The organism is Vibrio artabrorum (assembly GCF_024347295.1).
GTDB classification, from domain to species: Bacteria; Pseudomonadota; Gammaproteobacteria; order Enterobacterales; family Vibrionaceae; genus Vibrio; species Vibrio artabrorum.
Window position 1 is genome coordinate 184,719 of sequence record NZ_AP025459.1, and the last position, 13,015, is coordinate 197,733.

10 protein-coding genes are annotated in these 13,015 nt (G+C 42.8%); 6 read left to right on the forward strand and 4 right to left on the reverse strand.

All coding sequences use genetic code 11. The annotated features are described in order from the left end of the window. Positions 1-42 precede the first annotated feature (42 nt). Together OCU36_RS15000 and OCU36_RS15005 are read left to right on the forward strand one after the other, a co-directional pair. Positions 43-483 carry a PTS sugar transporter subunit IIA gene (locus OCU36_RS15000; RefSeq protein WP_261840355.1) on the forward strand — a complete coding sequence of 147 codons (441 nt, stop codon included), beginning with the start codon at positions 43-45 and terminating at the stop codon, positions 481-483. Positions 484-496: 13 nt separating this feature from the next. Then, positions 497-1,915 (forward strand): fructose-specific PTS transporter subunit EIIC, encoded by a 1,419-nt coding sequence (locus tag OCU36_RS15005; RefSeq protein WP_261840356.1) that lies wholly within the window; start codon positions 497-499, stop codon positions 1,913-1,915. Between the two features lie 191 nt (positions 1,916-2,106). Here OCU36_RS15005 and OCU36_RS15010 read toward each other — a convergent pair whose 3' ends face one another. The 4 genes from OCU36_RS15010 to OCU36_RS15025 form a co-directional block, all read right to left on the reverse strand. Beyond that, positions 2,107-3,612 carry a putative bifunctional diguanylate cyclase/phosphodiesterase gene (locus OCU36_RS15010; protein ID WP_261840722.1) on the reverse strand — a complete coding sequence of 502 codons (1,506 nt, stop codon included), beginning with the start codon at positions 3,610-3,612 and terminating at the stop codon, positions 2,107-2,109. Between the two features lie 206 nt (positions 3,613-3,818). Continuing rightward, positions 3,819-5,027 (reverse strand): GGDEF domain-containing protein, encoded by a 1,209-nt coding sequence (locus OCU36_RS15015; protein WP_261840357.1) that lies wholly within the window; start codon positions 5,025-5,027, stop codon positions 3,819-3,821. A 260-nt stretch (positions 5,028-5,287) separates the two neighbouring features. Continuing rightward, positions 5,288-6,438 (reverse strand): IS3 family transposase gene (locus tag OCU36_RS15020; RefSeq protein WP_261837465.1). Its coding sequence is split into 2 segments (ribosomal slippage): positions 5,288-6,195 and positions 6,195-6,438, totalling 1,152 coding nucleotides; the frame shifts between segments, so codons are not numbered across the junction. A gap of 408 nt (positions 6,439-6,846) precedes the next feature. Next, positions 6,847-8,472: a peptide ABC transporter substrate-binding protein gene (locus OCU36_RS15025; protein WP_261840358.1), complete on the reverse strand. Its 1,626-nt coding sequence runs from the start codon at positions 8,470-8,472 to the stop codon at positions 6,847-6,849. Between the two features lie 134 nt (positions 8,473-8,606). On the opposite strand from OCU36_RS15025, the gene mpaA reads away from it, so the two are divergent. From mpaA to fghA, 4 genes are all read left to right on the forward strand, one after another. Then, entirely contained in the window at positions 8,607-9,317 is a 711-nt protein-coding gene (gene mpaA / locus OCU36_RS15030; RefSeq protein WP_261840359.1) for a murein tripeptide amidase MpaA, read from the forward strand. Between the two features lie 251 nt (positions 9,318-9,568). Continuing rightward, the gene (locus OCU36_RS15035; protein ID WP_176312021.1) at positions 9,569-10,483 is read left to right on the forward strand and encodes a VirK/YbjX family protein; all 915 of its coding nucleotides are present in this window, start codon (positions 9,569-9,571) and stop codon (positions 10,481-10,483) included. A 368-nt stretch (positions 10,484-10,851) separates the two neighbouring features. After that, positions 10,852-12,000 (forward strand): S-(hydroxymethyl)glutathione dehydrogenase/class III alcohol dehydrogenase, encoded by a 1,149-nt coding sequence (locus OCU36_RS15040; RefSeq protein ID WP_261840360.1) that lies wholly within the window; start codon positions 10,852-10,854, stop codon positions 11,998-12,000. Between the two features lie 160 nt (positions 12,001-12,160). Beyond that, positions 12,161-13,000 carry an S-formylglutathione hydrolase gene (fghA, locus tag OCU36_RS15045; RefSeq protein ID WP_261840361.1) on the forward strand — a complete coding sequence of 280 codons (840 nt, stop codon included), beginning with the start codon at positions 12,161-12,163 and terminating at the stop codon, positions 12,998-13,000. Positions 13,001-13,015: the final 15 nt, after the last annotated feature.

A 13,015-nucleotide genomic window follows, 5' to 3' on the forward strand; every position in this document is an offset into this window, starting at 1 on the left:
TTAATTTTAATTCAAGAACTTCAATAGTGAATGAGTTAATAAATGATCACACAGCTAACTAACGTCAATTTAATTAATAACAACCTTCAAGCGAGTAATAAACAAGAACTGTTTGAAGAATTGGCAAGCATGTTATTTGAAAACAACCGAATCAGTAATAAAGAAGCCTTCTTGGCAGACATCGAAATTCGTGAATTTCAAAGCACTACCTCGATGGACGGCATCGCTTACCCACACTCAAAAAGCAAGGCAGTCACTGAGCCGGCGATTGCTGTCGGTGTTAAGCGTCAAGGTATCGAGTATGGCGATGAAGACGGCATCAACCCAACCGTATTTTTTATGATTGCTTCACCCGACAACGGTGCTGACCATCATATTTATGTACTACAAGAACTGTTTGGAAAATTCAGCGATGAATTTATTCAAGATATCCATAACGCAAAAGACGAACAACAAATCCTTAATATTTTAATTAATTCATAAGGCGTAGAAAATTATGAGCACCCAGACAACTCAAGCTACGAATACCAATAGTAATAGTAATAACAATAGTAGCGACTATAAGAAATTCCTTAGTACCATGAAAGGTCACCTACTTTTCGGAACCTCACACATGCTACCTTTCATCGTAGCCGGTGGTGTTCTATTGGCTTTAGCAGTAATGGCATCGGGTAAAGGGGCGGTTCCAGCAGACGGCTTGCTGGCAGACATCTCGAATATCGGAATCAAAGGCCTTGTTCTTTTCCCAATCATTCTTGGTGGCTTTATTGGTTACTCAATTGCAGACAAACCCGCATTGGCGCCTGCGATGATCGCCTCTGGCATCATGGCTGATATGGGCGGCGGCTTCCTTGGCTGCATCGTGGCGGGCTTCATCGCCGGTGGCGTAGTGCTTCAACTTAAGAAGATCCCACTTTCTACCAATATGACAGCACTGGGTGCTTACTTCATCTACCCGCTTGTCGGTACACTAATCTCTGCAGGTATCGTACTGTGGGGCATCGGTGAGCCAATCAAACTGTTCATGGCTTCAATGAACGAGTTCCTAGCGTCAATGGCGGGTGCGTCTAAGATGGTTCTAGGCACAATCCTTGGTGGTATGACGGCATTCGATATGGGCGGCCCTATCAACAAAGTCGCCACCCTATTCGCTCAAACTCAAGTAGACACACAACCTTGGCTAATGGGCGGCGTAGGCATCGCGATTTGTACCCCACCTCTAGGTATGGCTCTGGCGACTTTCCTATTCAAAAACAAGTTCTCTAAACAAGAGCAAGAAGCAGGTAAAGCGGCAGCAATCATGGGCTCTATCGGTATCTCTGAAGGGGCTATCCCATTCGCAGCCAATGACCCAATGCGCGTTCTTCCTTCAATCGTTGCCGGTGGTATCGTTGGTTGTGTGTTTGGCTTCATGACAGACGTTCTACTGCACGCACCTTGGGGCGGCCTAATCACGGCACCAGTATCAAGCAACATTCCAATGTACGTGGTTGGTATTGCACTTGGCTCGCTAACCACAGCGGTTATCGTAGGACTCTGGAAGCCTGTTGTGGTTGAAACGGAAGAAAATATGGTTGAAGCGCCAGTACAAGCTCAAACGGCTCCTGTAGCAGGCGAAGGCGAGTACGACATCGTCGCTGTAACATGTTGCCCTTCAGGCGTTGCACACACCTTCATGGCAGCAAAAGCACTCGAGAAAGCAGGCTTAGCCGCTGGCCTTAAGATCAAGGTAGAAACACAAGGTCAAAACGGTATTCAGAACCGCATCACCGACCTAGATGTAGCGAACGCAAGACTGGTTATCTTGGCTCACGATATTCAAGTGAAAGACGCTCACCGCTTTGCTAACGCGAACGTGATTGAGTGTTCAACCAAGGAAGCAATGAAGAAAGCCGCAACTATGGTGGCTATCTAAAACCTAAGGTTATTTAAAGCCAAAGGCTATCTAAAAGAATCCATAAATTAGTGAATGCTCACTATTGATAAAGTCACGACCCCCTAGTAACCAAAATCCCCATTCGTCAGTCAACGAATGGGGATTTCTTTGTCCTTAAATCGTCACAAAAAATCTTCTCGATACACGTTATTTATGTGTTGAAGGTTGAATTATGCTATTGAACATGGTTCTGTTTCAGAAGTAAGACTTTCTCTTAACTGTTGCGATGGCATCGGGTAGCCAAGATAATAACCTTGGGCTTGTTCGCAATTTAATGTTTCCAAAATTGCCAATTGTTGAGCATTTTCAACCCCTTCCGCCACAGCATGAATACCAAAACCACGCGCGATATCAATGATACCCGAGGTAATCGCCCGCGAACGGTAATTGGTCTCTAAGTCTTTAATATAACTACGATCGACTTTGATTTCATCTACGTCCAATTTATTAAATATACTAAAGGAAGTGTAGCCAACACCAAAGTCATCGATCGAAAAAGACACTCCTTGCTTTTTCAATTTCTGAACCGCACGCGCACATTGGTCTATATCTTTTAAAATCGCCGTTTCTGTGATTTCGAGGCACAACAAACGTGCAAAATCGGGATCCCTTCGTAGATAATTATCAAGGTAATCCATGTCATCAACGCTATTTAGCTCAACCGCTGAAATATTAACCGAAACGCTGTTCAACTCTTTTCCCAGCAAACCGCAAGTTCTAAGTTGTTGCGAAGTCTTTTCTAGAACTAGCATGGTTAAATCTCGGCAAAATTGATGCTCTTCAGCTAGCGCAATAAATACCTCAGGTGAGACAACCCCATAACGTTCATGTGTCCAACGAGACAATACTTCCACACCCACAACGAGTTTACTCTTAATGTTGTATTTTGGCTGGAACACGACCTCAAGTGTTTTTTCATCAATCGCTTTACGCAGTTCAAGCACCATTTCTTGTCGATGACGTTCAAGTTCAGTCAGTTTTGGGTCATGAAACTCAATTGCATTTTTACTTTTCTTTGCTTGGCCCAACGCATGGGTCGCCGAGGCCATCAGTTGCTTTGCGTTATTGCCATCAGAGGGAAATAGAGCAGCACCAATACAACAGGTCGCTGCAATATCATAGCGATAAGCACATTCACTGAATCTGCGATGAACAAGCGCAATGTGAGATTCAATTTGCTCAGTATCATTGAGTTTGATTAAGGATGCGAATCCGTCTGAATGCACTCGGGACGAGAGCAGTTGATGTTCAACGGGAAGTTCAATGGATCGTGCGACATCTTTTAAAAATGCATGGGTGTTTTCGAAACCAATTTGGTCAGCGATAGTTTTGAAATCATCAATGTCGAGTAAGAAGAGGATATAACGGTCACTGGTATCAGAGCTTTTTAGTCTTTTTTTTAAATATCTAAAAAAGACCGAGGGGCTGTGGAGTCCTGTCACACTATCAAGGTCGTTGGCACTCTCTAAGTCTCGATTGTTTTTTTTAACTAATACCCACAATAAAAAAGACGTCATAACAATAAAGACAAGACCTTTAAACGTTTGGAAAAAGGCATGTTCCTGTAAGTCATTTGATAATGCCTCCACCGCAAGATCAGAAAACAAAATCCATGATGATGAAAGCATTAAGTAACTGAATACTATATTTACAGGGTACCGCTTTGTCTTATCCATCATGAGTTGTTATCTCTCAATCTAATCTATTTTGTTCATGTTTTATAAACGACCAACAACATACCATTAACACGAGTAACACTCTACTGTTCGAGGGCTTTCTTGTTAATCCTCGCCTATCAATTTATGACTCTGTACGACGCTTGCCTTTTATGATTAAAGGATGCCCACAATAGAGTGAGTGTCCACAACTCGACCGACCCAAATTAAGGGTTACTGCTACCTATAGCCTTGGTTGAGAACGAACCGTTTTCGAGTGATTCTTCAGCCACTATCGTATTTCGCCCTTTAAGCTTTGCTTGATAAAGTGCCTGATCGGCACGGTCGACACAATCCTTCCATCTTTCATTTCCTGAAAATAGACTCAAACCAAAACTCGACGTGATTTGTAGTGACGGATGCTGTGCAAATTTGAGCTTTTGGATAGCGACTCGCAAGTTCTCTGAAAGAGCGGAGGCTTTGTCTAGATTCGAATAGGGTAGCCAGATAAGGATTTCATCACCTCCAAGTCGAAAAACTTTATTGGGTGGTTCAACTAAACTCACCACTGTTTTAGCGATCGCTTTTATTACGTCGTCACCGACGAGATGCCCATACCGATCATTCACTTGTTTAAACTTATCGATATCCAATAATGCAATACAAACAGGTTTGCTATTCTCTAGGGCTTTATGCCTTTGTACCGCTTCATCTAAAGCTCGGCGATTCTGTAACGTAGTAAGTGGATCTTGTTGCGAAATACGTTGAAGTGAATAGACAAGCCTAGCATTGATAAGCCAAAGCATTGAAAAGGACATAGAGACAATAAGGATAATACTTAAAATATACGTATATTCATTCAAGTAGTTAACGTTAATAAAACGATTAAGCTCATTCAATATGAAATGGGTTTTTACCGCTCGAAAAATCATAAAGAGACTATAAATAACGAAGGGTAATGCCATCATATTGACAGCGAGTGAAAGGTCATTCTTTTTTCCATTCAATATGACGATTGCAGAGCTTGCGGTTGAGAAAGCCAAGTACAGGCTAATAACAATAATCCGATTTTGTACCGAATGTTCGTAATACGTAAAATAGATAAAACTCACTAACACTAAAAGCAACGCTATTCGACTGTAATGAATAATATGACGTGAATGGCAACGAAAAAGAGTCAAACTATGCAGCACTATATGGAAACCATAAGCAATAGTAACATTTGCAACAATAATACTCATAAAGTCGGGAATGATCCCTCTCAGGCTCAACAAAGTCGTGCCGATGCCGATGACGAACATGGATAACGAAAAAAGAGAAAGACCCAATACTTGCTTTTGAGCCGACTGAAATAATAAAAGACCAATACTAAAAATCAGTGAGAAGATAATAAAAATTATACTTAGGGTTCTTATGTCTAGCGGGAAAGTATCCATATTCTTCCTTAAATCGGACAGACAATCACATCATCTAACTTTTTCTGAGCTTGAGATGTTTTTCTATCTTCCTTCTCTCATTTTAATTTCCAAGCAATCAAACTACACAATCAAACCTGTTGCATATCAAAAAGAGCAACATTAAGGTCGAACTATAGCAAATACTAATTAAAAATACATCTCACTATCGTGTTTGTTCTTGATGATGCGATATCAGGCGAGAGAAGTACTGATCTGCTCCAGTCAGACTGGACACCGCATTAAGCGACATATTGTTTTTCAAAGTTAACTGGGCTTAGATACCCAAGAGCACTGTGCCTTCTTGTTCGATTATAATCAACTTCGATATATTCAAAAAGCGCTTGGCGCATCTCTTCTCGCGTCATTATCGGCTCGTATTGGATGGCTTCTACTTTCATTGTGTGGAAAAAGCTTTCAACACAGGCGTTATCCCAGCAATTTCCCTTCCTACTCATACTTTGTTTTAAATTATGAGCTGCGATTAAGTCTCGGTAGTCTTTTGAGCAATATTGGCTGCCTCTATCACTATGGATAATCATTCCTTCTGGCATGCCTCTGCGGAACAAAGCCATTGATAGCGCATCACAGACAAGAGTTGCGGTCATTCTTGTACTCATTGACCAACCAACGACTTGCCGTGAATACAGGTCGATAATAACAGCTAAATACATCCAGCCTTCGCTAGTCGCGAGATAGGTGATATCTCCAGCCCATTTTTGATTTGGGGCTGTCGCATTAAAGTCTTGGTCAAGCAAGTTCGGGGCAACGGGAAGCCTATGCTTACTGTCTGTCGTGCTTTTGAACTTACGGGCGGCCTTCGCAACGAGTCCCTGACGCTTCATGCTCGCGGCGATGGTTTTTACATCGTGCTTATTACCATTTTCTTCAAGTTCTTTTTGAATACGCCTTGCACCATCACGTTCCTTTTTATCATCAAAGACTTCGCGAACTTTGATATCAAGTTGCTTGCGGTGCTCGTTTCGTTGAGTGACTTTATTGCGATTATCAATCCAGTAATAAAACCCACTTCGAGAAACCCCAAACACCTTAGCCATACGGACAATCCTATATTGCATAAGGTGTTTGAGCATAAACTCATAGCAATCTACTTTAGATTTTTCGCGAAGTAGGTGGCGGCCTTTTTTACGATATCTAGCTCTTCAGCTTGCTCTGCCAATAATCGTTTGAGTTTGGCATTTTCGGTGGCGAGCTCTCTTTCTCTATCACTGACTTTCGCGTCTTTTTTGACGGCTTTACGCCATCCATAGATCTGGGATTCATATAACGATAGCTGCCGTGCAGCCGCAGCGACCCCCACTTTCTCTGCTAACTTAAGTGCTTCAGCTTTAAATTCAGGAGCATGTTTGATTCGTATTTTCTTAGTTGTCATTGTTCACCTCGTTAGTGATTGTACTCACTTAACTCAGTGTCCAAAACTTTTGGTGCGGATCATACCATTATGATCGGTGATTACACTCAACAAAATTTAAGGGAGGGGAAGAAAGAATTAGTATAAGGAAGCGATAAGAAAACACCCTAATTAGGGGCTAACGGCTCTTTCGCTGTATGAAGAGTTTTAATGAGCTTTTGCTAGCGTCTTATCATTAACGTCCACAGTCATGCTCTTCCTGATCAATAAGCAAAGTGAACACCTTTATTGGATAGAAATAAATCATATTTCTTTACTGTCTCGTTATAGATTAACGATAAAGGACGTTGATCAGATATTTATGATCAACGTCCCTTTTCTTCTATCTCTTATATCTATGCGTTAGGCCTGAACTCGCATTTAGCCTATCTATTCTTTGATATAGAGGTCCTTAGAATAGATACGCCCTTCCACGTTGTTCTTCGCAAAGCCGCCAACACTTGGTCGCACTAGGCGAGCCTGCATGTAGTAATAGATGGGTGCGATAGGCATATCCTCAGCAAGGAATTGTTCTGCTTGGTCGTAGAGCCCTTGGCGCGCTTGCTCATTGGTTGCTGACAACGCGTTGTTCATCACTGAATCGTACTTTTCATTACTGTAGCGAGCAAAATTACCGGAAGTGCCTGAACGCAATAAGCTCAAAAAGGTTGATGCTTCGTTGTAATCACCACACCAAGAAGCTCGCATCACATCAAAATCCCCTTGTCGACGTGATACTAGGTAAGACTTCCATTCTTGGTTTTCTAAATCAACGTTCGCACCGAGATTGCCCTTCAACATTGAAGCAATAGCCACCGCTATCGATTTGTTCGATTCACTGGTGTTATAAAGCAGTTGAAAACTCAGCGGGTTAGCAGCGTCATATCCGGCTTCTTTTAACAGCTCTTGCGCTTTTTGGTCGCGCTCCTTTTGTGTCCACTTACTGTATGCTGGTTGAGTAGCCTCAAAACCTGACGTGTACTTATGAACAAAGGTATAAGCCGGTAAATTACCCACCTGAGTAACCCCATTAGTAATCACATCACGCATTATCGAATAAGACACCGCTTTGCGCACTCGAGCATCGTTAAACGGAGGACGCGTGGTGTTAAACGCGTAGTAATACGTACACAGTAAAGGCACTGCGGTATACGCATTTTTGTATTTTTCTTTAAGTTGCGGTGCCAGGCTTGTTGGCACATCGGAAGTGATGTCGACCTCACCTGCCGCATATCGATTAATCGAAGCATTTTGGTTTTCAAACGGAATATAGGTTACTTGGGTTAAATGCGTATTTGAGCTGTCCCAATATTGAGGATTCTTCTTAAGTTCAATGCGCTCATTCACCACCCATTTATCCAATACAAATGCACCATTACCAACAAACTGCTTAGGATCGCTCCACGGCTTATCGCTGTTCTCCAGTGTCGCCTTGTGTACTGGCATCATTGAAGTATGTCCCGTCATCGCCACAAAATATGGGACCTTACTGTCAAGTTCAAACTTCACCGTGTATTTATCGACAGCGGAGACCCCCAGATCTTCAATGGGCTTGTTACCTTGTGCTACATCGGCAACGTTTTTAATTTTAGTTAACTTGAGATACCACACGTTGGGTGATGCTAATTTAGGATCAACCGCACGTCTTATTGCATAAACAAAATCATTCGCCGTCACAGGATCGCCATTCGACCATTTCGCATCTTTGCGTAGATGAAATACAAAGGTTTTGTTATCTTTGGTTTCCCATGATTCAGCCACGCCGGGCTTGATATTGCCATCACGATCTTGAATGACAAGACCTTCAAACAGGTCTCGTAAAATGTGCATTTCAGGCATCCCTTCAGCCTTCGCAGGATCTAATGTTGCGGCTTCTGCATCATTCGCTCGCACCAAATGTTGATCTTTCGCCAGAGTCACTCCAGCCGGCAATGTTTCTGCAGCAGCGGTTAATGCTATAAAAGGGGTCAGTAGAGATGAAATGAGTAAAGCCATTGAATGTTTCTTAAAGTCCATATTTTTGCTCTCTTAGCCTATCTTCAAAAATAATAAAAATAATAAAAATAACACTACAACTATTGACGAATTTAGCCGTTCAGTTTATCTAATTAGTGAATAGTTAACAGCACTTTATCAATAAGGGTACTCATGTGAGTTTAATTCCAAGAACGGAAAGAGCAGCATTTTCATTAAAACCTATCCCATTCGGATGCTCAGTATTAGGCGCACCATTGCTCTACTTTCCTGCGCAGCGACAAAGCGAATCTCGCGGACTCATTTTAGCTGGCACACACGGCGATGAAACCGCGTCTATAGCGGGGCTGTCTTGCGCGCTAAGAAGCTTGCCCGCCGCCAACTTACAACACGATGTGATTCTATCGATGAACCCAGACGGTAACCAGTTAGGTACACGAGCCAACGCCAATCAGGTTGATTTAAACCGTGCGTTTCCGACTCAAAATTGGACAGAAAAAGGCACCGTCTATCGTTGGAGTTCTCACATCCCCGTAAGAGACGTTAAAGTGAAAACTGGCCAAACCGATAAACTTGAGCCTGAAGTCCAATCACTGATCAACCTTATAGAGCAACGTAAACCCCAGTTTGTGGTCTCTTTTCACGAGCCACTGGCGATGGTCGACGATCCCGCTCAATCCGAACTTGCGACTTGGCTAGGCAAACAATTCAACCTACCACTCGTCGAAGACGTCGATTACGACACCCCAGGTTCATTTGGCACATGGTGCAGCGAAAGAAAACTACCTTGTATTACCGTTGAGCTGCCACCCGTTTCAGCCGATCTGACGATAGAGCAGTATTTAGATGCATTCATTTCGATATTGCAGCATGATCCTGTCATCTGATTAAACAATAGAGAATGAAAAAATTGACATGCTATTAGCACTGAGTATTTCATTAAACAACATGTCCGTTTTCTCTATTAATTTACAGAAGAGGTTGAGCTTTTAACCAATAATACTCAACCATTGTTCATCATATCGTCAACCTTTAATTCTGACTCATGAAGTATCGCACTTATTCTCTAAATTGGAGTATAATGGGAGTTTTCAGTAGAAAAACATTCATTCCATTTCCCAGGTCAATTGTATTATTTATGAGCTATTTAAAAAAGATATATACCTTGTCAAATAAAGTTCATCCTCACAGCTCTGGGGTTGATTACTTACGTAAAAACATTCGATTTATGATGTGGGGAATATTGAGTCCACATGTTATCCGTGCCATGGATAATCTGCACGAGAATGAAAATCTAACCACCATCTTTGAGCTGAACTATAAGCTTTTTGAAAAGCCGTTAAAGCCTTTTATTTCACCTCGCTTCTCATCCAAGCAACGCGTCAATCTTATCCAATCTCATTTTGATATATTAGCGTCTAAATTTGGTAAAAATGTTATCAATATTTACGCTCAACCCTTTGAGATAACGACCTTTATTGACCGCAATGGTAGCGCCTATCGGATTGAGTTATTCTCTGGTGAAGTAAGAGAGGGGTCTATCGGTATCAGACTTGTAGAATGTGATACTGGTTATTCAATATACTCAATTACCTTTAATCTATCCGAGCAATCAGGGGAAAGAGTATTACACATCGGGTGTTTGCAAGGTTCGAATCGGCATGTGGTTGATAGTAATAGTAAAATAAAAGAGATCACTCGAACATTGCACGGCCTTCGCCCGAAAGCCTTAATGTTGAATTTAAGCTTGAGCTTTGCTAGATATTTTAATGTGAATAAAGTTGTTGCGGTATCAAATAAAGGCCATGTATATCAAGCACTTAGGTATTGGGGCTCAAAGAAAAATGCGATAAAAAGTGATTATGACTCCTTATGGAAAGAGAATGGTGGGGAACAGATAAATAAACATTTCTATCAAATCCCAACCAATCTCGAACGAAAGGAGCTTGCCGGATTAAAAAGAAGTAAACGCAGTCTTTACACAAAAAGATACGCACTACTTGATGATCTCGAAGCAGACCTTATCTCCTCATTGAACAGTCTCATTCAATAATTTTAAGGTATTCACACTCAAGCTTAGCTCAGTTAGCCACAAGCCGTACTTATCCGCTTGTGGTTAGCTCGACCCGCTAGCCATTTCACCAGCCATGCCCCTCCCTGCTCTGAACAATAATCCGCCCGGATGCCTACCAACAAGATATACCTAAGTCCACTCACCTGAGTTCAATCTCTGTCACACTGCTCATTATTACAAATACGTAATAATCATTTTCTATTTAGGGGGATTATCAAAAATAATACTCGCACCTATACTCGCTCCAACAAAACGAGAGGGCGCAAACAATTAAGCTCAACTACGCTTAACGGGTTGAATTTAATTACACGCTTATTCGCTGTACTGAGATAGATAGGAAACCTCCAATGACAATCGAAATTAAACCGGGTCAAACGCATATCAAATCAAAAGCGATGGTTGCATGGGCCGCTGGCGAGCCACTAAAAATGGAAGAAGTTGATGTACAACTTCCTAAAGCGGGTGAGGTTCTCGTTCGCATCGTTGCTACTGGTGTTTGTCACACTGACGCATTCACATTATCAGGTGACGATCCAGAAGGTATCTTCCCTTCAATTCTTGGTCACGAAGGTGGCGGCATCGTTGAGATGATCGGCGAAGGCGTGACAAGTGTTGAGGTTGGCGACCACGTTATCCCACTTTACACCGCTGAATGTGGTGAATGTAAGTTCTGTAAATCGGGTAAAACTAACCTATGCCAAGCGGTTCGCGAAACGCAAGGTAAAGGCCTAATGCCAGACGGTACAAGCCGCTTCTCTATTAATGGCGAAACAATTTTCCATTACATGGGTTGCTCGACTTTCTCTGAGTACACTGTACTTCCAGAAATCTCTCTAGCGAAAGTAAGCAAAGAAGCACCACTTGAAGAAGTCTGTCTTCTCGGTTGTGGTGTAACAACAGGTATGGGCGCGGTACTGAACACAGCGAAAGTTGAAAAAGGCGACAACGTTGCGATATTCGGATTAGGCGGTATCGGTCTTTCCGCCATCATTGGTGCTCGCATGGCGGGTGCTAACCGCATCATCGGTGTAGATATCAACGAGAGCAAATTCGAGCTAGCAAAACAGCTTGGCGCGACGGATTGCATCAACCCGACTAAATTCGACAAGCCAATCCAAGACGTTATCGTTGAGATGACAGACGGTGGCGTTGAGTACTCTTTCGAGTGTATCGGTAACGTAAACGTGATGCGTCAAGCGCTTGAGTGCTGTCACAAAGGTTGGGGCGAATCGGTCATTATTGGTGTTGCAGGTGCGGGCCAAGAGATCGCTACTCGTCCATTCCAACTGGTGACTGGTCGTGTATGGCGTGGTTCTGCTTTCGGTGGTGTTAAAGGCCGCTCTGAGCTTCCAGAAATCGTTAACCGTTACATGGCGGGTGAATTTGGTCTGCAAGAGTTCATCACTCACACAATGGGGCTGCAAGACGTTAACGAAGCATTCGACCTAATGCACAAAGGTGAATCTATCCGTACTGTTCTACACATGGATAGATAATACCAGTCGTAATTAAAACGGGTTGTCCTCGATTCTTTGAGTATCGAGGACAAAGCTATGAATAAAAAGCAACAAACTGTCTTCACCACCTCCTGCCCGGTGGGTGGTGAAACTTAAAATGCTATAGACAAAAAACCATCAACCTAACGGAGCACCATAGATGACAATCGAAAACATTAGCCAAGCAAAGGTTGCTGGTGGTTGGCACAAACAATACACCCACTTTTCTGCAACGCTTGACTGCAACATGCGTTTCGCGATTTTCTTGCCACCAAATGCAAGCAAAGAAAACCCAGTTCCTGTTTTGTATTGGTTGTCAGGCTTAACCTGTACCGATGAAAACTTCATGCAAAAAGCCGGCGCATTTAAAGCTGCGGCTGAACAAGGCATCGCGATTGTTGCACCAGATACAAGCCCACGAGGTGAGAACGTTGCTGACAATGAAAGCTACGACTTAGGCCAAGGTGCAGGCTTCTACGTAAATGCCACTCAAGCACCATGGGGCAGCCATTACCACATGTACGATTACGTGGTAACCGAGCTTCCTGCATTGATTGAGTCTTTCTTCCCAGTAACTTCGGTGAAGTCGATTTCTGGCCACAGCATGGGCGGACACGGTGCCCTAACGATTGGCATCAAAAACGAAGATAGCTACCGTTCTATCTCGGCATTCAGCCCAATTACCAACCCAATGCAATGCCCTTGGGGACAAAAAGCCTTCAACCAATACCTAGGCTTAGATATTGAAGAGTGGAAACACTACGACGCTTCTGAGCTTCTAAAAACCAAAGGCACTAAACTGCCAATGTTGGTTGATCAAGGTGAAGCCGATAACTTCCTGATTGAGCAGCTTAAGCCTGAGCAATTAATCGAAGCCGCGAAGGTAACCAATGCCGAATTAGAGCTACGTATGCAGCCAGGTTACGACCACAGCTACTACTTCATCTCTAGCTTTATTGATGAACACATTGAGTTCCACGCTGCTTACTTAAACAAGTAGCCAGATGAATTTAGC